Annotated in this window: 22 protein-coding genes and 1 pseudogene; 13 read left to right on the top strand and 10 right to left on the bottom strand. The window is 66.6% G+C overall.

The features are described 5' to 3' along the window. Positions 1 to 90: 90 nt before the first annotated feature. Genes CSEG_RS15255 through fixJ form a run of 3 tightly spaced genes read left to right on the top strand, consistent with a single transcriptional unit; the run spans position 91 to position 2,178 of the window. Complete coding sequence (locus CSEG_RS15255) at positions 91 to 1,323, top strand: PAS domain-containing sensor histidine kinase (protein WP_244264908.1); 1,233 nt, start codon at positions 91 to 93, stop codon at positions 1,321 to 1,323. Next, entirely contained in the window at positions 1,320 to 1,583 is a 264-nt protein-coding gene (locus CSEG_RS23375) for an ATP-binding protein (RefSeq protein WP_244264907.1), read from the top strand. The genes CSEG_RS15255 and CSEG_RS23375 overlap by 4 nt, the downstream gene beginning before the upstream one ends. Continuing rightward, the gene (fixJ, locus tag CSEG_RS15250) at positions 1,576 to 2,178 is read left to right on the top strand and encodes a response regulator FixJ (RefSeq protein WP_013080132.1); all 603 of its coding nucleotides are present in this window, start codon (positions 1,576 to 1,578) and stop codon (positions 2,176 to 2,178) included. The genes CSEG_RS23375 and fixJ overlap by 8 nt, the downstream gene beginning before the upstream one ends. Here the strand turns inward: fixJ and ric are convergent. Beyond that, the gene (gene ric, locus CSEG_RS15245) at positions 2,175 to 2,834 is read right to left on the bottom strand and encodes an iron-sulfur cluster repair di-iron protein (RefSeq protein WP_013080131.1); all 660 of its coding nucleotides are present in this window, start codon (positions 2,832 to 2,834) and stop codon (positions 2,175 to 2,177) included. The two genes, fixJ and ric, sit on opposite strands and share 4 nt — an antisense overlap. 320 nt (positions 2,835 to 3,154) lie before the next feature. Between ric and nirK the strand changes: the two genes are divergently transcribed. Both nirK and CSEG_RS21655 read left to right on the top strand, forming a co-directional pair. Next, a complete protein-coding gene (nirK, locus tag CSEG_RS15240; protein ID WP_013080130.1) occupies positions 3,155 to 4,183 on the top strand; it encodes a copper-containing nitrite reductase in 1,029 nt (342 codons plus the stop codon). A 70-nt stretch (positions 4,184 to 4,253) separates the two neighbouring features. Then, on the top strand, positions 4,254 to 5,450 hold the full coding sequence (locus tag CSEG_RS21655; protein ID WP_013080129.1) for an alginate export family protein: 1,197 nt from the start codon (positions 4,254 to 4,256) through the stop codon (positions 5,448 to 5,450). Between the two features lie 57 nt (positions 5,451 to 5,507). On the opposite strand, the gene CSEG_RS15230 is transcribed toward CSEG_RS21655, so the two are convergent. Beyond that, positions 5,508 to 7,751 (bottom strand): adenosylcobalamin-dependent ribonucleoside-diphosphate reductase, encoded by a 2,244-nt coding sequence (locus CSEG_RS15230; RefSeq protein WP_013080128.1) that lies wholly within the window; start codon positions 7,749 to 7,751, stop codon positions 5,508 to 5,510. A gap of 199 nt (positions 7,752 to 7,950) precedes the next feature. Between CSEG_RS15230 and CSEG_RS15225 the strand changes: the two genes are divergently transcribed. Then, a complete protein-coding gene (locus CSEG_RS15225; protein WP_013080127.1) occupies positions 7,951 to 8,397 on the top strand; it encodes a pseudoazurin in 447 nt (148 codons plus the stop codon). A gap of 62 nt (positions 8,398 to 8,459) precedes the next feature. Here CSEG_RS15225 and CSEG_RS15220 read toward each other — a convergent pair whose 3' ends face one another. Then, the gene (locus CSEG_RS15220) at positions 8,460 to 9,113 is read right to left on the bottom strand and encodes a Crp/Fnr family transcriptional regulator (RefSeq protein ID WP_227878847.1); all 654 of its coding nucleotides are present in this window, start codon (positions 9,111 to 9,113) and stop codon (positions 8,460 to 8,462) included. Between the two features lie 204 nt (positions 9,114 to 9,317). Here CSEG_RS15220 and CSEG_RS15215 point away from each other — a divergent pair, with 204 nt between their 5' ends. The 4 genes and pseudogenes from CSEG_RS15215 to CSEG_RS15200 all read left to right on the top strand — a co-directional run. Next, a complete protein-coding gene (locus CSEG_RS15215) occupies positions 9,318 to 9,956 on the top strand; it encodes a helix-turn-helix domain-containing protein (protein WP_013080125.1) in 639 nt (212 codons plus the stop codon). Further along, positions 9,953 to 11,314 carry an oxygen-independent coproporphyrinogen III oxidase gene (hemN, locus tag CSEG_RS15210; RefSeq protein ID WP_013080124.1) on the top strand — a complete coding sequence of 454 codons (1,362 nt, stop codon included), beginning with the start codon at positions 9,953 to 9,955 and terminating at the stop codon, positions 11,312 to 11,314. The genes CSEG_RS15215 and hemN overlap by 4 nt, the downstream gene beginning before the upstream one ends. A 101-nt stretch (positions 11,315 to 11,415) precedes the next feature. Beyond that, on the top strand, positions 11,416 to 13,686 hold the full coding sequence (locus CSEG_RS15205) for a nitric-oxide reductase large subunit (RefSeq protein WP_013080123.1): 2,271 nt from the start codon (positions 11,416 to 11,418) through the stop codon (positions 13,684 to 13,686). A gap of 282 nt (positions 13,687 to 13,968) precedes the next feature. Next, positions 13,969 to 14,265: pseudogene (locus CSEG_RS15200) on the top strand (integrase); the annotation flags it as partial. Positions 14,266 to 14,406: 141 nt separating this feature from the next. Here the strand turns inward: CSEG_RS15200 and CSEG_RS15195 are convergent. From CSEG_RS15195 to CSEG_RS15180, 4 genes are all read right to left on the bottom strand, one after another. After that, positions 14,407 to 14,877 (bottom strand): VOC family protein, encoded by a 471-nt coding sequence (locus CSEG_RS15195; RefSeq protein WP_013080121.1) that lies wholly within the window; start codon positions 14,875 to 14,877, stop codon positions 14,407 to 14,409. A 16-nt stretch (positions 14,878 to 14,893) separates the two neighbouring features. Next, the gene (locus CSEG_RS15190; RefSeq protein WP_013080120.1) at positions 14,894 to 15,214 is read right to left on the bottom strand and encodes a 2Fe-2S iron-sulfur cluster-binding protein; all 321 of its coding nucleotides are present in this window, start codon (positions 15,212 to 15,214) and stop codon (positions 14,894 to 14,896) included. Between the two features lie 85 nt (positions 15,215 to 15,299). Continuing rightward, positions 15,300 to 15,740: a RidA family protein gene (locus CSEG_RS15185; RefSeq protein ID WP_244264906.1), complete on the bottom strand. Its 441-nt coding sequence runs from the start codon at positions 15,738 to 15,740 to the stop codon at positions 15,300 to 15,302. Between the two features lie 179 nt (positions 15,741 to 15,919). Continuing rightward, entirely contained in the window at positions 15,920 to 16,648 is a 729-nt protein-coding gene (locus tag CSEG_RS15180) for a TetR/AcrR family transcriptional regulator (protein WP_013080118.1), read from the bottom strand. A gap of 258 nt (positions 16,649 to 16,906) precedes the next feature. Here CSEG_RS15180 and CSEG_RS15175 point away from each other — a divergent pair, with 258 nt between their 5' ends. The 3 genes from CSEG_RS15175 to CSEG_RS15165 all read left to right on the top strand — a co-directional run bounded on the left by CSEG_RS15175 (position 16,907) and on the right by CSEG_RS15165 (position 22,876). Further along, positions 16,907 to 18,139 (top strand): MFS transporter, encoded by a 1,233-nt coding sequence (locus CSEG_RS15175; RefSeq protein ID WP_013080117.1) that lies wholly within the window; start codon positions 16,907 to 16,909, stop codon positions 18,137 to 18,139. Between the two features lie 21 nt (positions 18,140 to 18,160). After that, entirely contained in the window at positions 18,161 to 20,362 is a 2,202-nt protein-coding gene (locus CSEG_RS15170; protein ID WP_013080116.1) for a N,N-dimethylformamidase beta subunit family domain-containing protein, read from the top strand. Between the two features lie 246 nt (positions 20,363 to 20,608). Further along, positions 20,609 to 22,876: a TonB-dependent receptor gene (locus tag CSEG_RS15165; RefSeq protein ID WP_013080115.1), complete on the top strand. Its 2,268-nt coding sequence runs from the start codon at positions 20,609 to 20,611 to the stop codon at positions 22,874 to 22,876. Positions 22,877 to 23,040: 164 nt separating this feature from the next. Here the strand turns inward: CSEG_RS15165 and CSEG_RS15160 are convergent, their stop codons facing one another. The 3 genes from CSEG_RS15160 to CSEG_RS15150 form a co-directional block, all read right to left on the bottom strand. After that, positions 23,041 to 23,808, bottom strand: coding sequence for a class II aldolase/adducin family protein (locus tag CSEG_RS15160; protein WP_013080114.1), 768 nt, complete (start codon positions 23,806 to 23,808; stop codon positions 23,041 to 23,043). A 45-nt stretch (positions 23,809 to 23,853) separates the two neighbouring features. Continuing rightward, entirely contained in the window at positions 23,854 to 24,663 is an 810-nt protein-coding gene (locus tag CSEG_RS15155; RefSeq protein ID WP_013080113.1) for an SDR family NAD(P)-dependent oxidoreductase, read from the bottom strand. Between the two features lie 256 nt (positions 24,664 to 24,919). Further along, positions 24,920 to 26,194 (bottom strand): D-arabinono-1,4-lactone oxidase, encoded by a 1,275-nt coding sequence (locus CSEG_RS15150; RefSeq protein WP_013080112.1) that lies wholly within the window; start codon positions 26,192 to 26,194, stop codon positions 24,920 to 24,922. Positions 26,195 to 26,239: the final 45 nt, after the last annotated feature.

The following is a 26,239-nucleotide window of genomic DNA, read 5'->3' as shown; positions in this document are numbered from 1 at the left end:
ACCGCCGCCTGCCTGACCCAGACATTCTGGTCTGATCCTAAGGAGAATCCCTGAGTGGCCGGAGGCGCCCGAGGGGACTAGCGCGGAGCGATGACCATCGACGAGTTCCTAAAGGCCCGTCCGGACCCCGTGCGGGAATGGAGCATGGCCGTGGGCATCGCGGCCGGGCTGGTGGTCATCGGCACGGCCGCCCGCCTTTTATTTGAGCCGTTGCTTGGCGATCGCGGTCTCTATCTCTTCTTTTTCCCCGCCGTCGTCGCTGCCGCCGCGTTTCGCGGCCTGCACGGGGGGCTCGTCGCCTGCGCGCTGGGTCTTGTCAGCCTGCTGGCGCTGAGCGCGCGCGGCGATGGCCTGGACCTCGGCGACTGGGCCGGCGCGGCGCTCTACGTCGCCGTTTGCAGCGCGATTAGCTTCGGCGGCGAGCGCTTCCGGATCGCGCGTCAACGCACCGAGGCGGTGACCGAGGACCTCCTGGTCCGCGAGGCGCATCTGGCGTCGATCCTCGACACGGTGCCGGACGCGATGGTGCTGATCGACGACGCCGGAAGCGTGGTTTCGTTTAGCTCGACCGCCGAACGGCTGTTCGGCTGGACGGCGGCCGAGATTACCGGCCAGAACGTCAGCCGCCTGATGCCCGAGCCCTACCGTTCGGCGCACGACGGCTATCTGAGCCGCTACTATGAGACCGGGGAACGCCGCATCATCGGCCTGGGCCGCGTGGTGATTGGCGAGCGCAAGGACGGCTCGACCTTTCCGATGGAGCTTTCGGTCGGCGAAATCCGCGCGCGTCATGGTCGGTTCTTCACCGGCTTCGTTCGCGACCTGACGGAAGCTCAGCGCAGCCAGGCGCGGCTGCAGGAATTGCAGAACGAGCTGGTGCACATCGCGCGCCTGACCTCGATGGGCGAGATGGCCTCGGCCCTCGCCCACGAGATCAACCAGCCCCTCTCGGCCCTGACCAACTACCTGAAGGGCGGGCGGCGGCTGCTGGAAGCCGCTGAGATCGACCGCGATCTGCTGGGCGCGGCCCTGGAGCGGGCGGGCGAACAGGCGTTGCGCGCGGGCGCGATCATCCGCCGGCTCCGTGACTTCGTCGCGCGCGGTGAGACCGAAAAGCAGGTCGAAGACCTCAACCGCATGGTCGAGGAAGCGGTGGCCCTGGCCCTGATCGGCGTGCGCGAGGTGGGCGTCGATGTGCGTCTCGACCATGGCGCGGGCGGTGAACGGGTGTTGGCCGACCGCGTTCAGGTCCAACAGGTCATCGTCAACCTCGTCCGCAACGCGCCGTCGACGCCATGGAAGCCAGTCCGCGCCGCGACTTGACCATCAGCGTCGGGCGCCTGGACGATCAGGCGCTGATGACCGTCGCCGACACCGGTCCCGGCATCGCGCCCGAGATCGCCGATAATCTCTTCGCGCCGTTCATGACGACCAAGCGGGACGGCATGGGCGTGGGTCTGTCAATCTCGCGCACCATCATCGAGGCCCATGGCGGCCGGCTATGGGTCGAGCCCACGCCGGGCGGCGGGGCGACGTTCAAGTTCACCCTGAAGCTCGTCGAAGGAGACATCGACCTTGAGTGAGGCTGTCGTTCACATCATCGACGACGATGCGGCCATGCGCGATTCCCTGGCCTTCCTGCTGCAGGTGAACCGGATCCCGTATCGCATCTTCGAGTCCGCGGTCGCTTTCCTGGACGACCTGCCCGAGGATGGCGGCTGCGTCCTCTCCGACGTGCGCATGCCGCAGATGAACGGCATCGAGATGGTCCGCAAGCTCAAGGAGCTGGACTACCGCGCGCCGATCATCGTCATGACCGGCCATGCCGACGTGCCGCTGGCCATCGAGGCGATGAAGGCTGGGGTGTTCGACTTCATCGAAAAGCCGTTTGACGAGGACCTGCTGCTCCACGCCCTGCGCGCCGCGCTTGAGAAGGGCAAGGCGCGAAGCCAGCAGGACGAGGCTCTGGCCACGACGCGCCGGCACATCGCCGCCCTGTCCCCTCGCGAGCGCGACGTTCTTGAGGGGCTGGTCGACGGCAAGGCCAATAAGGTCATCGCCTTCGACCTGGGCATTAGCCCACGCACAGTCGAGATCTACCGCGCCAACCTGATGTCCAAGATGCAGGCTCGCAGTCTGTCCGAATTGGTGCGCATGGCCCTCTCGGTCAGAGGCTAGCCAAAACGCCGGAACAGGACGTTGTTCTCCAGGTGCATGTGGTCGCGCAGATCGGCGTCGATCTCATGGCAGAGGGCGTAGAGCGCGCGCCATGTTCCACAGGCGTTTTCAGGAGGCGTGAAGTCGTTGGTCAGTCGCGCCAGCCCCTTCAGTTGCTCGACAACGTCATCATGCTCGGCCTCCATGCGGGAGATCGGAGCGCCTAGACGGAGCTCGCCACGCCGCATCATCGGAAACAGGATCATCTCCTCCTTCTGGTGATGCGCTTCCAGGTCGTCGAACATGAAGGCCAGGTGCTGGGCGATCCCCGTCGGACAGTCTGGGCGATCGCCGTGTACGCTCTCAACCCGCGCCGCTAGGAAGATAGCCTCGGGGAACTGCCGCCGGTGCACCTCGTGATAGCGATCCAGTAGATGATCGATCAGGGCTTCGGTGTCGGCGGGCGCCGCCGCCTCGGCCCGGTCCAGGGCGTCCAACTGCGCTATGAGCCCCGCTAGATCGATCCCGCGTTCCTCGGCGGCCTTCGCGAGGGGCGTTCCACCTCCGCGGCAATAGTCGATCTTGTGACGGCGGAAGATCGCGGTGGATCCGGGGCGGCCGATGGCGATGTCGCGAACGGGTTGATCAAGAAGGGGCGGCGCGGTGGTGATGTCCATGACGGGTCTCCTCTGCGACCTGATTAGGCGGCCGGAGGGCGCGGAACGTTGCGCGCCGCCAAGTTCGCGCGCGGCCCAACGGCGGCCACGCGCCGCTACTTAAGGAAGCGCGGCCTTGGCGGCGGCGGAGCGGCGTTTTGCGCTGTCTCGAACGCAAGAAGGCCGCAACGCCCAAGGCTTTGGAGCGAGAGAACCTCCAGAGGACCCCGCAGCGCGACCAGCAATCCGTAAGGCGCAGTTTGTCCATGCACAAAGATCGGGATGCTCGGAGGTCTACCCGTCCGTTCATCGGCGCCGTTCGGGCGTCGGAGGATAGGAACATGAAAGCCCTCGCTCTCTTCGCCACCGCCGCGGCGTTCGCCCTAATCGGGACCGCCGCCATTGGCGCCACGCCGGACGCCCCGGCCCCCGCCGTCGCCGACACCGTCCGCTTGGCGACCGACTTGCCGCCGCCGATCGCGCGCCGCGCGCCCGCGACTGTAAAGGTCGACCTTGTCACCCAGGAAGTGGTCGGCAAGCTGGCCGATGGCGCGAACTTCAAATTCTGGACCTTCAACGGCAAGGTGCCAGGACCCATGGTCCGCGTCCGGGTCGGCGACACCGTGGAGGTCTCGCTGAAGAACGCCGCCGACAGCGAACACATGCACAATGTCGATTTCCACGCCGTGACCGGCCCCGGCGGCGGAGGCGTCGCCACCATGGCCGCGCCAGGCGAAACGCAGGCCTTCACCTTCAAGGCGATGGCGCCGGGTCTCTACGTCTATCATTGCGCCACCCCGATGGTGGCCGAGCACATCGCCAACGGCATGTACGGCGCCATCTTGGTTGAGCCCGAGGAGGGCCTGCCCAAGGTCGATCACGAGTTCTACGTCATGCAGGGTGAGGTCTATACCGACGAGGCCATGGGCTCGAAAGGCCTGCTGAACGAGAGCATCGAGAAGCTCCTGAACGAGCAACCTGAGTTCTACATCTTCAACGGCGGCTCCAAGGCGCTGACCGGCGACAAGGCGCTACGCGCCAAGGTCGGGGAGACGGTCCGGATCTTCTTCGGCGTCGGCGGTCCCAACAAGACGTCCAGCTTCCACGTGATCGGCGAGATCTTCGACCACGTCTATCCGTACGGTTCGCTGACCAGCACGCCGATCAAGGACGTCCAGACGGTCACGGTCGCTCCAGGCGGCGCGACGGTCGTCGATTTCAAGCTGGAAGTACCCGGCAACTACATCCTGGTCGATCACGCCCTGAGCCGCCTGGAGCGTGGCGGCGCCGGCATCCTGACCGTCGAGGGCGCCGCCAATCCCGAGGTCTTCAACGCTCCGCCGAACCCGCACAAGGGCGGCGGCCACTAAGACGATGTCCCCTGGGGCGGCGCGCGTTCGCCGCCCCTTTTTTCTTCTCCGACAGACAGTAGATTGATCCATGAGACAGCATGTCCTGCTGGCGCTGGCGGGCGTGAGCGCGCTCGCCTTCGCCGCGTCCGCGCGGGCCGCCGAAGCGCCCGCGCAAACCGGCCAGCTCCTGCTCGAGGCGCGCACGCGCTATGAGCTCTATGATCCCGACGGTCCGAACGCCGAGGCCGTCACGACGCGGCTGCGCCTCGGCTGGCGTCAGCCCCTGGCCAAGACCCTGACCGCCCTGATCGAGATGGAGGCCGTCCGCGCCCTGGTCGACGACTATGCCGATGGCGTCCACGCCAAGTCCGGCAAGGCGACCCTTCCCGATCCCGAGACGGTCGAGCTCAATCGCGCGGCGCTGGAATGGAAGCCGACCGCCGCCGTGGGCGTCGATGTCGGCCGGCAGCGCATCGTCTTCGGCAACGCCCGCTTCGTCGGCAACAGCGGCTGGCGGCAGAACGAGCAGACCTTCGACGCGGTCAAGCTGACCGCCAAGCCGGCCCAGAGCGTGACCCTGACCTACGCCTATGCCGATCGCGTGCGCCGGCCGCTGGGTCGAAAGTCGTCGCAAGGCGTCTGGCGCGGCGACGCGCATATGCTGCATGCCGAGGCCGATCTGGGCGCGATCGGCAGGGCGACAGCCTACGCCGTGCTGCTGGATTTCGACAACGCCGCGAGCCAGTCGTCCAAGACCTTCGGGGCGAGGCTGGCCGGCGCCCGTGTGCTGGGGCCCGGCCTCAGCGGAACCTGGGAGCTGGAGCACGCCCACCAGACCGACTGGGGCGGCAACCCGCAAGGCTTCTCCCTGGACTATGACGTCGCCGCCCTGGGCTTGAAGACGACCCGATCAGCGCTCTCGCTCAACCTCGAACGGCTCGAGGGCGACGGCGTCCACGCCTTCCAGACGCCGCTGGCTTCCCTGCATGGCTTCCAGGGCCTGTCGGACGTGATCGGCGCCACGCCGGCCAAGGGCGTGCGCGACGTCTTCCTGCGCGGAACGACGACCGTCGGCGTCAAGCAGCCGCTGAAGTTGACGGGCGAAGCCCACGACTTCGACACCACCGTGGGATCCCAGAACCTGGGGCGCGAAGTCGACGCGATGGTCTCGACGCCGATCGCCAAGGGCTGGACGTTCGAGCTGGGCGTCGCCCGGTTCGAGACGCAAAGCCGGACCTATCCCGACGCCACCCGGGCCTGGGTCAGCCTCGACTTCAAGCTCTGATCGCATTGTCCCTGGAAAGAGGAAGGGCCCGCGAAAGCGGGCCCTTTTTCGTGGGGTCTAGCCGCACTTGGAGTAGCCGCAATCGGTGCAGGTGTCGCAACCTTCCTTGCGGATCAGGGCGGGGCTGGCGCAGCGCGGACAGACTGCGGGGCGGGGCGCGTCGGCCTGGGGCGCGAGGGCCTCGGCGACCCTGGGCGCGGGCGTCGCGAGGTCCTGGCGCAGGTGCCGCTCGACCACGCCGCCGATCGCCGCCGGCAGCGAGGGCACGTAGCGGCCCGACAGCCAGGCGCCGCCCTGCGGATCGAACACCGCCTTCAACTCCTCGGCCACGAAGCCGACGTCTCCCCCGCGCCGGAACACGGCCGAGATCATTCGCGTCAGGGCCAGCGTCCAGGCGTAGTGCTCCATGTTCTTGGAGTTGACGAAGATCTCGAAAGGTCGCCGCTGGCCGTCCACGACCGCATCGTTGACCGTCACGTAGACCGCGTGGGCGCTGTGCGGCCACTTGATCTTGTAGGTCATGCCCGAGAGCGCCTCGTCGCGGGCGATCAGCGGCGTTTCGCCAAGCGTGGCCTCGGGCGTCGACGCGGGGGGCTCGGCGGGCGGCGTATCCACCGACAGGACCGAACCGGTGACGGCGTTGGGGCGATAGGTCGTCAGACCCTTGCAGCCCATCCGCCAGCCCTCCAGATAGACGTCGCAGAAGGCGTCGAAGGCGATGTCTGCCGGGCAGTTGACGGTCTTGGAGATCGAGCTGTCGATCATCGACTGGGCGGCCGCCTGCATGACCAGATGCTCGCGCGGCGTCAGGGTCTGGGCCGAGACGAAGACATCGGCCGGGGGCTCGGTCTCGCCATGCAGCCGCTTCCAGACGGTCAGGGCGTAGTCCTCGACAGCCTCCTGGCGGGTCGAGCCGTCGGGTTGCCGGACCTTGCGGCTATAGGCGTAGGCGAAGACCGGTTCGACGCCCGAAGAGACGTTGCCCGCCACCAGCGAGGTGGTGCCCGTGGGCGCGATCGAGGTCAGGCAGCCGTTGCGCAATCCATGCTTGGCGATCAGCGCGCGGGTGTCGTCGTCGAGCTCCAGCAGGTTTGGCCGATCCAGCACGCGCGGGTCCCAGAGCGGGTAGGGGCCCTTTTCGGCGGCCAGGGCGGCCGAGGCGCGGTAGGCCTCGCGCTTGATGATCCCCAGCCACCGCTTGATCGTCTGGGCGGCCTCTTGCGAGCCATAGCGCTGTCCGCAGAAGATGAGGGCGTCGGCCAGCCCCGTAACGCCCAGACCCAGGCGCCGCTTGGCGCGCGCCTCCTCCGCCTGGGCCTCCAGCGGGAAACGCGAGACGTCGATCACGTCGTCCAGGAACCGGATCGCGACATGGGTCAGTTCCGCCAGCTTCTCCTCGTCCAGGACCGCGCCCTCCGTGAAGGGGGCGGCGACTAGGCGCGCCAGGTTGATCGAGCCGAGTAGGCAGGCCCCATAGGGCGGCAGCATCTGCTCGCCGCAGGGGTTGGAGGCGCAGATCGTCTCGCAATCGGCGAGATTGTTTCGGGCGTTGACCCGGTCGACGAAGATCACGCCCGGTTCGGCGTAGGCATAGGTCGCCGTCATCAACCGCCGCCAGAGATCGCTGGCCCGAACCGTCTTGAACACTTCGCCGCCAAACACCAGCGGCCAGTCCGCGTCGGCGGCCAGCGCCTCAAGAAAGGCGTCGGTGACCAGGACCGAGAGGTTGAAGTTGCGCAGGCGGGTCGGCTCGCGCTTGGCGTCGATGAAGGCCTCAATGTCGGGGTGGTCGATGCGCAGACAGCCCATCATCGCCCCGCGCCGCTGGCCGGCCGATAGAATCGTGCGGCACATCGAGTCCCAGACGTCCATGAAGCTCAAAGGGCCCGAGGCGTCGGCCCCGACGCCGCGCACCGGCGCGCCGGAAGGGCGGATGGTTGAGAAGTCCATGCCTACGCCGCCGCCCTGTTGCAGGGTCACGGCCGCCTCGCGCAGGTGCTCGAAGATGCCCGGCAGGTCGTCGGGCAGGGTTCCCATGACGAAGCAGTTGAAGAGGGTCACCGCCCGCCCGGTGCCGGCTCCCGCGAAGATGCGGCCGGCGGGCATGAACTGGAAGTCGCCCAGCGCGTCGAGGAACTTCTCGCGCCAGGCCTCCCGGGCTTCGGCGGGCTCGGCTTGCGCGATCGCTTCGGCCACCCGTCGCCAGCTGTCCTCGACGGTGACGTCGCCGTCGCCGGCGTCCGGCGCGAACCGATATTTCGCGGCCCATATCTCCGCGGCCAGGGGAATGTCGAAGGCCATGATCCGGCTCCTGTTCCAAAGACCAGGAGGCTGGCGGATTCGAGCCGGCGGGGGATTGTCGATCGACAAGGAGGCCGCGCTCGGACGACCGAGGCGAATTCGCGCCAGCTTGCTTTGGAGCAAGGTTCCCGTCTCGCGCCCGGTCTATCGGTGGCGGCGAGCGGGCTGATCGCCCGCGCCCAGACAAAGGTGAGTGAAGATGTTGAAATCCGTTCTCGCCGCCGGCGCCATGATCGGCGCGGTGGCGATCGCCGGAACCGCTGGCGCGGCCGAGCTGCAGGTCAAGATGCTGAACCAGGGCTCGCAAGGCATGATGGTGTTCGAGCCGGCGACCGCGAAGCTGAAGGTGGGCGACACCGTCCGCTTCATCCCGACCGACGTCGGCCACAATGCCGAGACGATCCCGGGCATGTGGCCGGCCGGCGCGGCGCCGGTCAAAGGCTTGTTGGGCAAGGAAGTCGTAGTGAAGGTCGCCAAGCCCGGCGTCTATGGCTTCAAGTGCGCGCCGCACTGGGCGATGGGCATGGCCTTCGTGGCCAAGGTCGGCGACGGCAAGCCGAACGCCGCCGAGGCGGAAGCCGCCATCGCCACCGCTCCCAGCATGGCCAAGAAGCGCCTGACGGCCGATTTCGCCGCGATCAAGTGATGTCGCCAAAGCGCCATCGCTCCCGGAGCGGCGGCGTTGTCACCTTGCTCGGATTGGAGAGCTTAGCCCGCCTCGGCCAGGTTCGTCAGAACATCCAGCCGGCGGACGACGATGCGGCGGCGCGCGCTGGCGGTGACGCCGCGCTCATCCCAAGCCGCCAGCGTCCGACTGACCGTATGCAGGGTCGAGCCGGCCATCTCGGCCAGCTCCTGTCGGGTGATCGGGAAGTCGATTTCGATGCCGCCCTCGGTCTTGCGACCGGCCTGCTGCACCAGACGCAGGAGGGTGCGAGCGATGCGCTGTTCGACCTTCTCTCCAGCCATCTCGCCCACCCGGTCCTGCAACTCGAACAGCCGGTGTCCAGCGGAGGCGGCCGAACCCATGGCAATCTCGGGGTAGCGCGCCATCAGCTGACGCATGGCCGCGACGGTCCAGTAGATCTCGAGGCTGTCTACGACGGCCACGGCGTCGGCGGGGAACGGCTTACCCATCAACGCGGCGACGGTGCCGTACATCTCGCCGGGGCCAATAAAGCGGATCACCGACTGGCTGCCTTCGGGGCGCGCCTGCACGATCTTGATCCGCCCTTCGAGCAGCGTGTGACAGGTCGATCCGGGATCGCCCTGGCTGAAGACGACGCGCCCGGCGGCCAGTGGCCGCACGGTTCCGGCGCCGAGTACGTCGGCGGCGGCGACGTCGTCCAGATGGCCGAACATGTCCGCGCCACGGAGACTATGGGGAGCGATGCTGGCGAACATGGGGGGCGGCTGACCTTAAGTGAAATCCTGGCGCCTGCCCTAAGCCCGACCGTGCTCGAGCTTAATCCCGGAATTCTACCTAGGGCGATTTCCCGAATAACGGCGCGACCGGCGCGGTTGCTAAGGCTCAGGTCGACACAAGCCTCAGCCGCCGGGCCGCTCATGACCCTCGCCTTCGCCAAGTTTGATCCGCCGCCCTCCCCGACGCTGGTCCCCGCCGGGGTCAGTATTCGCAGGGCGACGGGCGAGGAAATCTTCGCTCAGGGCGAAGCGGTCGACACCGTCTATCAGCTCCTGGCGGGCGCGGTGCGGACTTACCGGCTGCTGGGCGACGGACGTCGGCACGTCTGCGACTTCCACGTCCCGGGCGATGTCCTAGGACTCGAGCCAGGCGGCGAATATGCCTGTTCGGCCGAGGGTATGACCGACGTGATCATGCTGGCCATTCCGGTCGCCACACTGCGCCGCCTGTCGGCCCATGATCCCTTGCTGGGCCAGCGCCTGCTGTCGATCGCGTCACATGGGCTGCAACGTAGCCAGAACCACGCGACCATGCTGGCGCGGCTAGGCGCGGTCGAGCGCGTCGCCGCCTTCCTGATCGACTTCGCCCAGCGCTTCGACGCGGACGACGAATTCGACCTGCCGATGACCCGCCAGGACATCGCCGACTATCTGGGCCTGACCATCCACACCGTTTCCCGCACTTTGTCGCATCTCCAGGACCAGGGGCTGATCGACGCGCGCGCCTCCCGCCGCGTGCGTCTGCGCCGGCAGGACGAGCTTCTAGGACTTTGCGCATGACCCCTTCGGTCCTGACCCCGGCCCAGCGCCAGCACGCCGAACGGAACCTTCCTCGCTACACTAGCTATCCGACCGCCCTGGCCTTCGACGCCGAGCAGGCAAGCGCGGCCAAGTCCTGGCTCGGTCGGACCCGCGTCGAGGATCGGCTGTCGGTCTACGTGCACGTGCCGTTCTGTCGGCGCCTTTGCTGGTACTGCGGCTGCCACACGTCGATCGCCCATAGCTACAAGCGGGTCGGGACCTTCTTCGAGACCTTGATGCGCGAGGTAGACCTGGTGGCCGCGCGCCTCGGCAAGCATGACGGCCTGGCGCACCTGCACTTCGGCGGGGGAAGCCCCAACGCGCTCAGCCCCGAGGATTTCGCCGCCCTGGTCACCCGGCTCAAGACGGTCTTCCGTCCACGCCCGGGCGCGGAGATCGCCGCCGAGCTGGACCCGGGCATGCTGTCCGAGGCCTTTGTCGACGCGGCCGGCGCCGTGGGCGTCAATCGAGTCAGCCTGGGCGTCCAGACCTTCGACCCGACCGTGCAGGCTCTGGTCAATCGCATCCAGCCCTACGACCACGTCGCTCGCGCGACCGAGCGCCTGCGCGCCGTCGGCGTCAAAGGCCTGAACTTCGACCTGATGTACGGCCTACCGGGGCAGACGCCCGAAAACGTCCATGAGTCCGCGCGCCTGGCGGTCCAGCTGCGGCCCGATCGGGTGGCCGTGTTCGGCTACGCTCACGTGCCCTGGATGAAGAAGCACCAGACCATGATCCGCGAGGCGGACCTGGCCGATCTGGACGGTCGCTGGGCCCAGGCCGAGGCCGCCGACGCGGCGCTGAAAGAGGCGGGCTATGTCCGCATCGGCCTCGACCATTACGCCTTGCCGGGCGACGCCCTGGCCCACGCGGCGACGGAAGGGCGGCTGCGTCGGAACTTCCAGGGGTACACGGACGATCCAGCGCCCGTGCTCGTTCCGATCGGCCCGTCGTCGATCGGCCAGTTCCGGGAAGGCTTCGTCGGCAATCTTGTGCCGACCGACCAGTGGTCGGCCGCCGTCGCGCGCGGCGAGCTTCCCCTTAGCCGGGCGCTGGTTCTCGACGCCGAGGACCGCCTCCGCGCGGCCGTGATCGAGCGGCTGATGTGCGACATGCGCGTGGACGTGGCCGCGATTTGCCGCGAGCAAGGCTTCGCCGAGAATCATCTGGACGCCGAGCTCTCCGCCGTCGACGCTTTGCGACTGGCGAGCCTCTGCGCCCGCGACGGCGCCGTGGTCTCGATTCCGGAGGCGGCCCGCCGCCTGATGCGCGTGGTCGCCGCGGCCTTCGACGCGCGTCTGCCGGCGGCCGCCGCGCGCCACGCAAAGGCGGTTTGATCGGAGCGAGGTTGCTCCCGAGCAACGTCGGCTCCGCCGCCAGTCGTCATCCTGATCCCGAACGCCGAATGGGACGGTCCCGACCGGCGAGGGGAAGCGAGATGAACACCCGAAGACTATGGTTCGTCCTCGCCCTGGTGATGGCGGTGTCCTTCACCGTCTTGGGGCTGATGGGACGCGAAATTCACCGACAGGCCCCGCCGATCCCGACCCGCGTGGTCGACGCTTCGGGGCAGGTGCTGCTCACCAAGGCGGACATCGAGACCGGCCAACTGGCCTGGCAGTCGATGGGCGGTCAGCAGGTCGGCTCCATTTGGGGGCACGGCGGCTATGTGGCGCCCGACTGGTCGGCCGATCAGGTCCACCGCGAGGCCACGGCCCTGCTCGATATCTGGGCCCGGCGCGACTTCAAGGCGGCTTATGACGCCTTGTCGCCCGAGCGTCAGGCGGCCCTGCGCGAACGCCTGAAGCGCGAGATTCGGACCAACACCTATGACGCCAAGACCGGCGTCGTCACGGTCAGTGGCGATCGCGCCCAGGCCATGCGCCAGGTGCGTGGCCACTACGAGACGCTGCTAGGATCGGACCCGGCGCTGGAGGCGCTGCGCGAGCAGTACGCCATCGCCAATGGCGCGGTGAAGGATCCGACCCGCCGGACCGCCATCGCCGCGTTCTACTGGTGGACCGGCTGGGCGGCCAGCACGAACCGTCCCGGCGAGGTGATCAGCTATACGGCCAACTGGCCGCATGAGGCCTTGATCGGCAATACGCCGACCGCCCCCACCATCGTCTGGTCGGTGGCCAGCGTCATCCTGCTGATCTTCGCCGTCGGCGCCCTGGCCTTCTGGCACGCCCGCACCAAGTCCGAGGACCACCTGGTCGCGCCGGACAAGGACCCGCTGGCGGCCATGAAGCCGACGCCTTCGATGAAGGCGACGGGCAAGTATTTCCTGACCGTGATCGGCCTCTTCCTGCTGCAAGTCGGCCTGGGCGCCGTCACCGCCCACTATTCGGTGGAGGGCCACGCCTTCTTCGGCGTGCCGATCTCCGACATCATTCCCTACGCGGTGACCCGCACCTGGCACACCCAGCTCGCCATCTTCTGGATCGCCACCGCCTGGTTGGCCACCGGTCTCTATGTCGCGCCGATGATCTCGGGTCACGAGCCAAAGGGCCAGAAGCTGGGCGTCGACCTACTCTGGGTCGCGCTGGTGGTTGTCGTGCTGGGGTCGATGGCCGGCGAGTGGCTGGGCGTGCAGCAGGTCTTCGACCTGAACGCCAACTGGTGGTTCGGCCATCAGGGCTGGGAATATGTTGACCTGGGCCGCTTCTGGCAGATTCTGCTCTTCGTGGGCCTGATGAAGTGGCTGGTGCTGGTGGGTCGGGCTCTGTGGCCCGCCCTCAAGGCGCCCTCGGAAAGCAAGCCCGTCCTCTGGATCCTCTTCCTGTCGACGATCGCCATCGGCCTGTTCTACGGCGCTGGCTTCATGTGGGGCAAGCACACCCACATCAGCATGGTCGAGTACTGGCGCTGGTGGGTGGTCCACCTGTGGGTCGAAGGCTTCTTCGAGGTGTTCGCCACGGCGGTCATCAGTCTGCTGATGGTGAAGCTCGGCTTGGTGCGGGCCAAGTCGGCCAATGGCGCGGTTCTGTTCGGGACCATCGTGTTCCTGTTCGGCGGCGTTCTGGGCACGGCCCACCACTGGTACTTCGCCGGCACGCCCGTCTCGGTGATCGCGATCGGTTCGGTGTTCTCGGCGCTCGAGGTCGTGCCGCTGGCCCTGATCGGCGCCGAGGCCTTCGAGACCTTCAGGCATACCAGGGCCGCGCCCTGGGTCGCGACCTATCGCTGGCCGATCCTGTTCTTCGTGGCGGTCTCGTTCTGGAACCTGCTCGGCGCGGGGGTCTTCGGCTTCATGATCAATCCGCCGATCAGCCTCTATTACATCCAAGGGCTGAACACGACGGCCACCCACGGTCACGCGGCGCTCTTCGGGGTGTACGGGATGCTGGGCATTGGTCTGCTGCTGTTCTGCTTCCGAGGTCTGGCGCGGCGTGAAGCCTGGGACGATCGGCTGCTGGCCGCGACGTTCTGGATGCTAAACGGCGGCTTGGCGATGATGCTGTTCCTGTCGTTGCTGCCGGTGGGTGTGATTCAGGCGATTGCCAGCATCGAGCACGGCCTCTGGTTCGCCCGCTCTCCCGCGGTCATCCACTCGCCGCTGGTCCAGGTCCTCGTCTGGATGCGGGTGCCAGGCGATGTTGTCTTCGCCGGCGGCGCCTTCACCCTGGCTATCTTCGCCGCCAAGCTGTTGGTGGGCGCGCGCCGCCGCGCCATCGGCAAGGCGGCTAGCCCGGTCGCCGCGGAATAGGCCTGCCCGCAGGAAACCCGGCGCGCACGAATGTGCGCGCCGGTGACGCTCGGATATGGTGCGTCCACTCTATGCGCGAAGATCGGTTGGATGGCGCCCACCAGCAAGGCTCTATGTCCAGCCACCCGACGGTATGACCTTGCCAGATCTGGAACGCGCTGGAGCGGAATTATCTCGCGGGCCGAAGACGCGACCCAATGTCGGCTAAGCGCCGCCCGCGCGTGAAGCGCTCAAACGTGGTAGAATGAAGCGAGGGGAGTAGCCAATTCGCAGGAGGCGAACATGGCTCAATTTGATCTCTTCCTCCCGCCCAAGCGCCCCTGGAACACGGGCCGGGTGATCGGCCCCAAACCGCCGTTCAAGCCCAGGCACATTTGGGGGATCCGACAGCAGCTCAAAGCGAACGGGCGACTCCGCGACCTCGACATGTTCAATTGCGCAATAGACGCCAATCTCAGGGGCTATGACCTAGTGAAGCTCCGTGTCGGTGACGTGGCGCCGGACGGCGCGCTACGCGCAAGCGCCACGATCATCCAGCGGAAAACCGGACAGCCCGTCTCGTTCGAGATCACCGAGCCCATGAGTCCACCAGCAATAACGCGGCCTCAATGGAAGACGCGCGCCCGCTGAACGTCGTGTGTCGGGAGGAGTGCCAACGGCGGCTTCTGGCGCACTCCGTCCCCATCGGGGCTTCACAAGTTAGAACGTGCGACTGCAGGCCTATCCCGATGACGTCACGTCGAAGTAGGCGCGTAGGTCGGCCAACGCCCTCGCCCCGAGCGGGAATTCTATGAGTTCGAACGGATACCCATCGGGATCGTAGACATAGAAGAATTTGACGCCTTGGATTTCCTTGACCGCGCTCTCGACCGACACACCCTCCGCCTTGAGACGACCGTGAGCGCCGACGGCGTCTTCGATCGTGAAGGCCATGCAGGGCGCGCCCGCTTGCGGCCGCACCTGGGAGGGGTTGCCTGAGCCCGGCGGGAGGTGGATTTGGCCCAGTTCGATGGCGAAGCCGGCGACGATGCCCTTGATGCTCGGCGGCGTTCCGGTCTGGCGCTCGTCATAGAAGATCTCAAGCCCCAGGACGCGCTGATAAAACGCCAACGAGCGCTCGAGGTCGCTGACTTCCAACGCGATGTGCGACGGGCCGACAACGGACGCCAAGGGCGAAGAGGATGCGGACATTTTGGCTCTCCGAGGGTTAGTGTTGGTGGGCTGGCACGCGCACCATCAGACCCTCGTGTCGCTCTTCGAGGATGATCTGGCAGGCCAGCCGGCTAGAGGGTTGCGGGTCGCTCGTGAATGACAACATCTCGGCTTCCATGGCGCTGGGCAGCGTCAGGGCCTCTTGCCAGGGCGCTTGCACATGGACCTGGCAGGTGCCGCACGCGCAGGCGCCGCCGCAGTCGGCGTCGATGCCGGGCACATTGTTCTGGACGGCGGCTTCCATCAGCGACTGCCCTGGACGGCCCTCCACGACCAAGGTCGCGCCGTCGTGCTGGATGAACGTGATCTTGGGCATGATGCTCGTCGCCGACGGTCGGCGACCCTCTTCGGGATCAGGTTGGAGCGGTCGGGCGCCTGCGCGGGTCGCGTTGCGCCGATGGTCAGTCTTCGACCGCGACGATCATCTCGATCTCGACCGTGATCTGGTAGGGCAGGGACCCCATCCCGACCGCCGATCGCGCATGAGCGCCGACTTCGGGTCCGAACACCTCAATAAGCAGGTCCGAACAGCCGTTGATCACCGCCGGATGGGCGATGAAGTCAGGCGCGGCGTTGACCATGCCCAGCACCTTGACGACCTTACTGACCTTGGCGAGCCCAACGGCCTCCTCGATCACCGCCAGAAGATTGAGCGTCGTCAGCCGGGCGTGCTGATAGGCCTCTTCGAGCGAAACCTCCGCGCCCACCTTACCCGTGTGCACGCCTTCGGCGTGTACGGGGCCCTGCCCCGACAGATAGAGGAGGCGCCCATCGCGGACGGCCGCGGAGAAGTTGCCGACAGCGGCCGGAGGCTTGGGCAGTTGCAATCCGAGCGCGGCCAAGCGCGCCTTCGCATCGAGGCGAGGGGGGGAGGCGTTTGCGGTCATGGTCGCTCGCTCAAGGTGACGGTCTCTGGCCACGCCCTGATTGAACGGCAACCGCGCCGCTCAATCAGGGCCGCGTGGGCCTAGATCTGAATACGGCGCGATTTTTGATATAGCAATAACTATATTCTGTAGGTCTACGCGCTAGGCTTGGCGCGATGGTCGTCGTCGAGCGAGCGGGTCAGAAGCCGCGCGGCTTCTCGCAGGAGGATCGGCCGGGGGATGCGGTCTTCCTCAAGCGCCAGTTCGTCGACCGCCCAGCCGAATTCGGACCGGATGCGAAGCCGGCACCACAGCGTGTCCGGATCGACCGCGGGGAAAAGGCGGCGGTAGAACTCGAACATCTGGTCGGCGCTTTGCCGCTGGGACTCCAGGCGGACGTGAGCCAGGTTGGGCAAGGCTCTTAGCGCCCGCATCGTCCAGAACGCGCCCGGCTCGCTCTCGAGAATTTGGGTGGCGATGGCGAACCACTCTTCCAAGGCTTCGATGGCTTTATCGGGATTGGCCCATGCGCCGCCCTTGAAAAGCCAGGCGGCGTAGGCGTCGTTCTGGCGCTTGAGCAGGCGGCGCGCCAGCACTTCGAGGATGTCGTACTTATCGTCGAAGTAGTGATAGAAGGCCGGCGGCGACAAGTTGGCGCGCGCGCAGATCGCGTTGGTCGTCAGGCGCTCAAATCCGATTTCCCCGAGAAGCTCGCCCGTGGCGGCGATCAGTCGCTCATAGGTCTGCAGCGGCTTGCCCGCCGTTGGGGGATCTCTGGGCTTGCCGCGCTCGGCCGGCGCGGCGTCGGTCGCGGAAGCCGATTTCTTTCGCGGCGCCCTCGACGGGCGCGCTGCGGCGTCGCTTTCGGATTTGATGAGGGTCACAGCGCTCGCGAAGTTGGGTGAGGATGCGTTTGTCAGCGCGCTTGAAGCACGCATGGGCAGAGTAGTCGCCTGCAACACCCCGTACAAGGGCGCGCCGGTCAACGCGTAGGCGTTGTCGTCCTGGATCGCCCACCAATGAGGCGCCGGGAGCGGCCACCCATCCTGGGGCGCGTTGACATATATCAAAATATAGCAAAAGCTACATTCAATTCAGCAGGGCGGCCATGACGCCGCCCGGCGGCTCCGGGAGATTTGCGGATGGGCATGCGGCTGCTGGATCGCGCGCAAGAGGCGGCTGATGACGACCATTGGATTGGCCGTCCGCCAAGCGGTCCGCAGATCGCAGCCTACCTGACCGTCGGCACGGTCGCCCTGATGTTCGCGGGCGTGCAGCCCATCCTGCTAGACGCGCTCGTCGCCGAGCGGCGCTTGACGGCCGGCCTGGTGGGCTGGTCCTTCACCGTGGAGTTCCTGACCCTCGCGCTCGGCGTGGTGCTGTCGGGCGCGGTCATCAGGCCCGACAAGCTCCCTTTGAAAGGCCTGCTGGCTGGCCTGACCCTGGCGATCCTCAATGCGGCCATGTTGCACGCCTCCGGTCCTCTGGTGCTGGCCGATCGCGCCGCCGCCGGTCTTGTGGAAGGCGTCCTGGTCTGGCTGACGATGTTGATGATCACGCGCGCCTCCACTCCGGCGCGTTGGGCCGGCGTCTTCCTGGTGGCCCAAGGACTCCTGCAGGTGAGCTTCGCGGCGATCTTGCCGGCGACCCTGATGGATCGGTTCGGCGCCAACGGCGGCTTTGCGGCCGCCGCCGCGGTAGCCTTGATCGGCGCGCTCGCGGCCTTTGCGTTGCCCAGAGCAGCGGCGCCGCTGCCAACGGAGGGGGAAACCGAGACCGGCGGCGCCCGCGGCCATGGCGCGCGCGCCATTGCAAGCCTAGCGGCGGTCTTTCTCACCTACGCCTTCTTCATCGGTTTCTTCGCCTATCTGCCGCAACTGGCCGGCCAGGCGAAAATGACGCCAGGTGCGGTCGGTGGGGCCGTGTCCTTGAGCCTGGCGCTGTCGATCCTGGGCTCGGGTGTCGCCGCGCTCGTGGCCAAGCGGCTCTCCTACTACTCGGCCTGCCTGACCAGCGTGGCGGCGTTCGCCGTGGTCCTGGTGTGGATCTGGAAGCTGCCGGCCGCTCCCGTGTTCATGGTCCTCGCGAGCCTGCATGGCTTTTTCTGGGGCTTCTTCATGCCCTTCCAGATGCCGCTCGTCATCGAGTCCGACCCGACGCGGCGCGCCGCGGCTCTGGTGCCGACAGTCCAGGCCTTGGGGGCGGCGGCGGGCCCGGTGCTCTGTTCCCTGTGGGTCACCGAAGCCGAGGCGCGGGGCGGGCTGCTGGCCGCGGGAGCCTGCCTGGCCCTGGCCCTGCTGATCGTCACGGTGCTCCACATCCAGCGTCTTTCGACGTCGCCTCTAGGGCTGATGTCTTCGTCCGATCTCTCTTAGTTTGGCTTCTCAAGGTCCGGCATGACGTTGCATTCGCATCTGCGCATCCCTCTGCTCAAGACCGAGGAGATGCCGATCACCGGCTATTTCGATCGGCTCTCCGCCCGCCCGGGCGAAACCTTGCAGGCCTACGTCAGCGTCGCCGACGGCGCGGCCTTCGAGGCCCGCTTGGTTCGCGTGATCAGCGGAGACCCCAATCCCGCTGGCCCAGGCATGGTGTTCGAGGATCTGTCCGCATGCTTCGCCCTCAAAATGACGGGCAAGCGCCAGCCTCTGGATGTGGGGTCATTCGCCGACATCGCCCACGGACCCGATCTCCGGGGCCGTGAGGCCGTGACCTGGACCGCGCTCATCTGGTTTGCGACGCCGCCGCACCAAGGGGCGGTGATCTCCCAGGATGATGGCGCCTCGCGCATTACGCTGTCGGTGACCGCGACCGGCGTTCGAGGGCTTGTCGCCGATGCGGACTGCGGGCAGGTCCATGATCTTGCCGCGCCGATGCAGGCGGGCGTCTGGCATCGGGTATGGCTCAGCCACAGCGCGCGCTGCGACAAGATCGTCCTTGGCTGTCAGCCGCTGGGGGGATCGGTGAGGGCGCAGGCCTTCGACGTCGCCGGCTTTCGCGCGCCGTCGGGCGGGCGCTTGACGGTGGCGGCGGACGCCGCCTCGCCAGCGGGGACCTGCTTTACCGGAAAAATCGAGGCTCCAGCCGTCCGCGAAGGCGTCTATTGCTCGCCGGACGGCATCGACGATCCGGTAGGCTTGATCGCGGGCTGGGATTTTTCGCGAGGGATCGACACCCAGAGCGTGGCGCCGGTCGGCCCGCAAGCGCGTGAAGGCGTCCTGCGCCATTGGCCGACCCGGGGCGTCAAGGGCGCCACGTGGACGGGGGAGGAACAATCCTGGCGTCACGCCCCGCGCGACTACGCGGCCATTCACTTTCATGAAGACGACTTTGGCTCCTGCGACTGGGAGCCCTCGTTCAGCTTCGAGGTTCCGGACGATCTGAAGAGCGGCGCCTATGCGTTGCACCTGACGACGGCGGCCGGCGAGGATTGGCCGCCGTTCTACGTGAAGCCCAAACAAGGCGGTCCGCGCCGGAAGGTCTGCTTCCTGGCCCCGACCTTCACCTATCAAGCCTACGGCAACTGTTACTTCGCCAACCGCCTGGAAAGCACCCAGGCGCGCGGCGCGGCCTGGGGCGCGTCGCCCTACTGCGCCGTCAAGTACGGGTCCTATGGGCGATCGACCTACAACTGGCACGCCGACGGCAGCGGGGTCGCCCTCAGCTCTCGCCTGAGGCCACTCCTGACCATGCGGCCAGGCTTCATCTTCGAGGAGGACGCACGGGGCTCTGGCCTGCGTCACTATCCGGCCGACACCCATCTGCTGGCGTGGCTTGAAGACAAGCAGATTCCGTTCGACGTCGTGACCGACGAGGATCTCGACGACGAGGGCGTTTCGCTGATCGCCGACTACGATCTGGTTCTGACGGGCAGCCACCCAGAGTACCACACCACTGGAACCCTCGACGCGCTCGGCGCCTATGTCGGACAGGGCGGCAACCTGGCCTATCTTGGCGGCAACGGCTTTTACTGGCGCATCGCGCGTCAGGCGCAGCATCCGGAGATGATCGAGGTGCGCCGGGCCGAAGGCGGTATCCGGACCTGGGCGGCTGAACCCGGTGAATACTATCATCAGCTGGACGGTCGGCTCGGCGGCATATGGCGGCGCAACGGGCGCACGCCGCAGGCCTTGGTCGGCATCGGATTTTCAGCCCAAGGTCCGTTTGAGAGCACCCATTACCGGATCGCGCCGGGCGCGCGTTCGGGGCCGGGCGGCTGGATCCTCGACGGCGTCGATCAGGAGACATTCGGTGACTATGGCCTGTCGGGCGGCGGCGCGGCGGGGTTCGAGCTCGATCGCGCCGATCCCGCACTCGGCGCGCCCGGCGTGGTGCACATCCTGGCCAGTTCTGAGGATCCGCCCAAGAGCTTCGGCGTGGTCCACGAGGAGATGCTGACCGAGTCCCTGACCATGACCGGCGAAAGCCCCGAGCGCCTGGTGCGCGCGGACATGGTCTATGTCGAGACGCCCGCGGGCGGGGGTATCTTCTCGACCGGTTCGATCACCTTCTGCGGAAGCCTGTGGAACGGGCAGGGGTTCGAGGGGCCGGTGTCGCGCATCCTCGAAAATGTGGTCCGCGGCCTTAGTGGCGCGTAGCGCCAATTACTATAGCAAAGACTATATAAAACGGCCAGGGTTTTGCGCATCTCCGCCCATTTCATACCGCGGGCGCGGTCGCGGCTATCTCGAGGTGAGCCTTGTAATAGCCTGAAGGCGCTGCTGCTTCGTGGTCCTGCAATAAGACGTCCGCGCCCGGCGCCACCATGGGTAGCCATTGCAATGGATATAGTTTTCGCTAGCTTGATGCTTGAGGAAACGCAAACCAGAAAAAGGGGATATCCTATGATCGACAAGCGCTGGTGCATGGCGTCGGCCTGCGGCGCCGCCCTGATGTCCGCCGTCGCGGCGCAGGCCCAGACCGCCGCGCCGAAGGACACGGCCTCGACCGTCGAGGAGGTCGTGGTCACGGCCAACAAGCGGTCCGAAAACCTCATGGACGTGCCGGTGGCGGTGACGGCCTTCACCTCCCAAGCCATCGCCGACAAGCGGTTGGCGGTTCTGTCCGACCTGAACAACGCCGCGCCCAATGTCCGTATTTCCGGCGGCGACGCGGCTGCCAATCCGAAGATGTTCATCCGCGGCGTGGGCTTGAGCGACTTCAATCCGACCACCGCCAGCGCGGTCGGGGTCTATGTGGACGGGGTCTATATCGGATCGCCGTTCGCCACCCTCAGTTCGTTCTTCGACCTGGGTCAGATCGAGGTTCTCCGCGGGCCGCAGGGCACGCTCTACGGCAAGAACACCACCGGCGGCGCGATCAGCATTACGAGCAATCGCCCGACCTGGAGGCCCAGCGCCGAAGGCTCGGTGGAATACGGCCGCTTCAAGTCCCTGACGGTCAACGGGGCGGTCAGCGGCCCGCTGATCGAGGACAAGCTGGCCTTCCGACTAGCCGGCCAATACCTGCGCGACGACGGCGCGACGCTCAATACGGTGACCGGCGATCATGTGAACAACGCCAATCGCGGCGCGATCCGCGGGTCGTTGCTGTTCACCCCATCGGACAGGGACGAGGCCTTGCTGTCGGTGACGCGCTACGCCAATCGCGGCGGCGCCCGCCAGGCCAAGCAGCGTCCTCTGTTTCCGGCAACGGCGGCGGCCACCGGGGCTGATGGCCTGTGCAAACCGGGATACTATTATAGCGGGGCGTGCACCGACATCAGCGGCTATGCCGATCCGAGCGCCGATCCCTATCGCGTCGCCGCCGACGTCCAGGGCAAGGACCGCGTCGACTATTATTCGACATCCCTCAACTACACCCACCATTTTGACGGTGTCGAACTCGTCTCGATCTCGGCGTTCCAGAACGTCAGGCGGAACATCGACGAGAACAGTGACACCAGTCCCGCCGACATCCTCCATAACCACTTCATCGCTTACCAGAAGGAATGGTCGCAAGAACTGCGGCTGCAGGCGGATGTCGGGAAGCTCAAGTGGGTGCTTGGCGCCTACTACATGCGTGACGAGCTGAAGAACAACAGCACTTTCGACGTCCTGCGCGACTTCCGACCGTTCTTCACCTCGCCGAGCAATCCGACCGGCGTCAGCGTCGACAACAGCGTCGTCTTCCTGCGCTACGCCTATACCCAGAACACCGACACCTACGCCCTGTTCGGCCAGGCGGACTATAGTCTGACCGACAAGCTGACGGCGACCGTCGGCCTTCGCTATTCGGCTGACAAGAAGACCTTCGACTATCACGAGACCGCCGAGGAGGCGTTTGACCTCGTGCCGCCCTACGCCCAGCGCAAGACTTTCGGGGCGTTCTCGGGGCGGCTGGGTCTGCGTTACGATCTCACCGACGAGTCCAACATCTACGCCACCTATAATCGCGGCTTCAAAAGCGGTGGCTTCTTCGGCGGCCAGGCCGACCGCGAGAGCTATGCCGACCAGTTGGCCCCCTATGGCAACGAGACGGTCGACGCCTATGAGGTCGGCTCCAAGAGCAGTCTGTTCGATCGCCGCCTGCGCCTGAGCCTCTCGGCCTTCTACTATGACTACAAGGATCTGCAGGCCTTCGCCTTCGTGGTTCGCGGGGCTCGCACCGTGCAGATCCTCGACAACGCCGGTTCCGCCCGGGTCTATGGCGGCGAGGCCGAGATTACCGCCGTCCCGATCCGCAACCTGACCCTTACCGGCGGCCTGGCGCTGCTGCACGCCAAGTACAAGGACTACAAGTCCGAAGGCGGCGACTATTCGGGCAATCAGATGCCGGAGGCTCCGAAGTTCAACGCCAGCCTCTCGGCCAAGTACAAGGTCGAACTGGCGTCAGGCGCCTCGATCGAGCCCTCGCTCGATGCGTCGTATCGGACAAGGATCTTCTTCGATCCCAGTGAAACCGAACGGCTGTCGTCGCCAGCGGTGTTCCAGCTCAATGGGCAACTGGCCTGGCGCTCGCCCGACGAGCATCTCGAAGCGGGCCTCTGGGCCAAGAACCTCACGGACAAGGCGGTGCTGGTCGAGATCTCGCCGATCGCGGGTCTTGGCTATGACATGCTGAGCTATGCGCCGCCCCGCACGTTCGGCGTCTTCCTCCGCTACCACTACTGATCAAGCGCTCCGCGCCCCCTTGCCATAAAGGGGCGTCACTGGCCGATCCCGCTTCCGCCGCGGGATCGGCCCTTTTCTTTGGCCCATGGAAAAGCCGCGCCAGCTTTTCGGCTGGCGCGGCCTCTATCCTCATGGGAGGCAGGCAGGAAGAAGGCTTCCCGAGGTTAGGTCTTGTAGCTGGGGTCCAGGCGATCGAGCTTGCGCAGCAGCGCGGGCCAAGCCAGGCGATCGGAGACCACCGACATCCCCGGCCCGGTGGACTGGGCGCGAACCTTCTCGGCCACACCGGCGGGCGGCGCATGCAGATTGGCCCGGCCGGCCGTCAGCATCATCACCTGGGCTTCGCAGGCGCGCTCAAGGAAGTACATGCGAAGATAGGCTTGGGCGATCGTGGATCCCGTCGTCAGGGTGCCGTGGTTGCGCAGCAGCATCACCGACTTGTCGCCAAGATCGGCGACCAGCCGCTCACGCTCGTCCAGGTCCGTCGCGACGCCCTCGTACTCATGGAAAGCGATGTCGTGGCCGGCGATCATCGCCGTCTGCGTATGGGGCAGGAGGCCTTCGCTCATGGCCGACACGGCCTGGCCGTGCGGGGTGTGCAGGTGCAGCACCGCGTTGGCGTCGTCGCGGGCCATGTGAATGGCCGAATGGATGGTGAAGCCGGCGGCGTTGACCGGGGCCTTGGTGGCTTCGATCGGGTTGCCATCCAGGTCGATCTTCACCAGGCTCGAGGCGGTGATCTCCTCGAACATCCGATCATAGGGGTTGATCAGGAAGTGGTGGTCCCCGCCGGGAACCTTGGCGGAGAGGTGAGTGAAGATCAGGTCGTCCCAGCCGTTAAGGGCCACGAGCCGATAGGCCGCGGCGAGGTCAACCCGCACGGCCCATTCCTCCGGCGTCATGTCGCCGGCGCTTTTGGATGCAGCAGACATCGGTAACTCCTTGAAGAGGGCCGCGCCCGGCGGCCAAAGGCGGCGTCAGGCCGCGGACGATTGGCGCTTGGCCAGCCCGTCCTTGCCCATGGCTTCGAGGTGATCGGCATAGGCGCGTAGCTTTTTCGGATCGACGCCCAGCGCCTTGACCGTTCCGGAGCCGGCCTGCGGCATGCAGACTTCGATCGCCTTGCGCTTGATGGCCTTGATCACCGTGTCGGCGACGGTCTCGGCCGAGACGCTCGGTGCGACAAAGCACATGACAGCGTCCGGATCGGCCGCCTCCTGGTCCAGCATCGGCGTTTCGGTGGCCGTGGGATGGACGATGGTGAAGTCGACGCCGCTATGGCGCTCCTCGATGGCCATGCCGTGGTGGAAGGCGCGCAGGGCGTGCTTGGAGGCGCCGTAGATGGCCACGCCGGGGAACGGCAGGAACGAGGTCATGCTGCAGACCGTGACGAGATGGCCAGCGCCCTGCTTCTCGAAGCGCTTGAAGGCGCCGACCATGCCGGTCACCGGTCCCATCAGGTTGGTGTCCATGGTCAGCTGGTGATCGGCGATGGCGACATTCTTGGCCAAACCCGTTCGCACGAGGCCGGCGTTATTGATCAACACGTCAAAGTCGCCAAAGCGCGCGACGGTGGCGTCAAACGCCCGCTCCCACGCGGCCGGATCCCGGATGTCGAGGGCGACGGCGCTGGCGCGCGTGCCCAGGGTCGCGGCCAGGGCGCTCGCGCCTTCGGCGTTGATGTCGGCCAGCATCACGTTCTGACGCGCGCGGGCGAGCTTGGTGGCGATCGCCGCTCCGATCCCGCTGGCCGCGCCGGTGATGAGGTAGGTCCTAGGCTGGGTCATGTCTTGATCGCTCGTCTGGCGCGCCGCGGCCGGCGGGCTATGGGAAAATTGCTGCGGGCTGCGCCGCTCAGCGCATCACTCTTACAAAATATAGTAAAAGCTATATTGCGGAGCTGTCAATCGAGGTGCGGAGACCTAAGGTTCTGAAGCCCGCAAATAGCCGTAGCTGGGCGAGGTGATCTCCGATCATAGCAAAAGCTAAAATCGCTCGCCCCGCTGACGACGCTTCGGCCGCGGCGGGGGGGGCAGCGCCTCCCTAAGAGAGCGCCGCGAAGAGCGACCCCAGATGGCCATTGAGGAATTTCCCATGCGGGTCGGCGGCCTCGCGCGCGGCCAGGAAGTTGTCCAGTCGGGGATAGAGCTCGCGCACGTCCGCCGCGCCCAAGGTGTGGTGCTTGGCCCAATGGGGCCGACCGCCGTGCGCGCGCAGGCGGGCCTCGATGGCGGGGAAGAACGCTCGCCAGGGGAGTTTCGGATACTGGTGGAACGAGATCGCCGTGCAGGGGCCTTGGCCTTGCGGGCTGATCCAGATGTCGTCCGCCGCGACGGTGCGCACCATCAGCGGGATGCAGACGGGGAGGGCGTCGCCCCTGACGGCCGCGATCACGTCCCTGACGGCGGCGACGCCTTCGGCTCTGGGGACCTCATATTCCATCTCCTCGTTGCGCACCACGCGCGTGCTGGGGAAGATCTGGAAGGCGGGACCTTGTCGGGGCGTAGGGTCGGATGGCGCGAAGCGCATCAGCAGTCGCTGAAGATCTGGGATCATCGGCGGCGCGGCCGCTGACATCTCGCAAAAGCCGGCGAAGAGCGCCTCTTCGTCCTCCTCGGGCGGCTCGAATTGGCCGTCCGGGGCCATGGGGTCAAGAGTCTTGACCAGAACCTCGTCGGCATAGGGAAAGGCGAAGAACTCGAAGTGACGATGAGCCGCCGCCAGCTCGTCGAAACGCTCGAGCGCGGCGTCGAGCGGCAGCTTGAAGATCCGCTCCTCCAGATGATAGGCCGGGGCGACCTTGAGCTTGATCGCGACGACGACGCCCAGCAGGCCCAGCGACAGGCGCAGGGCCTGGAAAAGCTCAGGCCTCTGAGTGGCGTCGCATTCGACGAGTTCGCCGTCCGCCAGAACCACCCTGAAGCCTTGGGTATGGCTGGCCAGGTTGCCGAGCGTTTCGCCCGTGCCGTGGGTGCCGGTCGCGCAGGCGCCGGCTAGGGTCTGGGCGTTGATGTCGCCCTGATTGAGCAGCGACAGTCCCTGCGCCCAAAGCGCGGCGGTCAGGTCCTTCAGCGTCGCGCCGGCCGGGGCCCACACGGTCTGTCGATCCTCGGCCACCTCGAGCGTTCCAGGCAGCCGATCCAAGTTTATCAGGACATGGTCAGTCAGCCAGAGCGGGGTGAACGAGTGCCGTGAGCCCGTCATCCGCGCCTTTGGCGCGGCGCGGACCAGATCGCAGAGCGCTTCCAGCGTCTCTGGCTGGGCGAAGGTTTCCGGCGCGCACGTGAGGCCGCCAGACCAGTTCTTCAACGGACCCATGGGATTCTCCTGACTTCACGTTGGCGGGGCGCCCGCGCCGGTTCC

Origin of the sequence: Caulobacter segnis ATCC 21756 (genome assembly GCF_000092285.1) — a bacterium.
GTDB classification, from domain to species: domain Bacteria; phylum Pseudomonadota; class Alphaproteobacteria; order Caulobacterales; family Caulobacteraceae; genus Caulobacter; species Caulobacter segnis.
The sequence above is the reverse complement of the archived record's forward strand: the minus strand, read 5'-3'. Positions and strand labels throughout refer to the sequence as shown.

Coding starts and splice junctions, on each gene's coding strand:
- CSEG_RS15255 (WP_244264908.1), top strand. CDS start 91: ATGACCATCGACGAGTTCCTAAAGGCCCGTCCGGACCCCGTGCGGGAA.
- ric (WP_013080131.1), bottom strand. CDS start 2,834: ATGGACATCACCACCGCGCCGCCCCTTCTTGATCAACCCGTTCGCGAC.
- nirK (WP_013080130.1), top strand. CDS start 3,155: ATGAAAGCCCTCGCTCTCTTCGCCACCGCCGCGGCGTTCGCCCTAATC.
- CSEG_RS21655 (WP_013080129.1), top strand. CDS start 4,254: ATGAGACAGCATGTCCTGCTGGCGCTGGCGGGCGTGAGCGCGCTCGCC.
- CSEG_RS15230 (WP_013080128.1), bottom strand. CDS start 7,751: ATGGCCTTCGACATTCCCCTGGCCGCGGAGATATGGGCCGCGAAATAT.
- CSEG_RS15225 (WP_013080127.1), top strand. CDS start 7,951: ATGTTGAAATCCGTTCTCGCCGCCGGCGCCATGATCGGCGCGGTGGCG.
- CSEG_RS15220 (WP_227878847.1), bottom strand. CDS start 9,113: ATGTTCGGCCATCTGGACGACGTCGCCGCCGCCGACGTACTCGGCGCC.
- CSEG_RS15215 (WP_013080125.1), top strand. CDS start 9,318: ATGACCCTCGCCTTCGCCAAGTTTGATCCGCCGCCCTCCCCGACGCTG.
- hemN (WP_013080124.1), top strand. CDS start 9,953: ATGACCCCTTCGGTCCTGACCCCGGCCCAGCGCCAGCACGCCGAACGG.
- CSEG_RS15205 (WP_013080123.1), top strand. CDS start 11,416: ATGAACACCCGAAGACTATGGTTCGTCCTCGCCCTGGTGATGGCGGTG.
- CSEG_RS15195 (WP_013080121.1), bottom strand. CDS start 14,877: ATGTCCGCATCCTCTTCGCCCTTGGCGTCCGTTGTCGGCCCGTCGCAC.
- CSEG_RS15190 (WP_013080120.1), bottom strand. CDS start 15,214: ATGCCCAAGATCACGTTCATCCAGCACGACGGCGCGACCTTGGTCGTG.
- CSEG_RS15175 (WP_013080117.1), top strand. CDS start 16,907: ATGGGCATGCGGCTGCTGGATCGCGCGCAAGAGGCGGCTGATGACGAC.
- CSEG_RS15170 (WP_013080116.1), top strand. CDS start 18,161: ATGACGTTGCATTCGCATCTGCGCATCCCTCTGCTCAAGACCGAGGAG.
- CSEG_RS15165 (WP_013080115.1), top strand. CDS start 20,609: ATGATCGACAAGCGCTGGTGCATGGCGTCGGCCTGCGGCGCCGCCCTG.
- CSEG_RS15160 (WP_013080114.1), bottom strand. CDS start 23,808: ATGTCTGCTGCATCCAAAAGCGCCGGCGACATGACGCCGGAGGAATGG.
- CSEG_RS15155 (WP_013080113.1), bottom strand. CDS start 24,663: ATGACCCAGCCTAGGACCTACCTCATCACCGGCGCGGCCAGCGGGATC.
- CSEG_RS15150 (WP_013080112.1), bottom strand. CDS start 26,194: ATGGGTCCGTTGAAGAACTGGTCTGGCGGCCTCACGTGCGCGCCGGAA.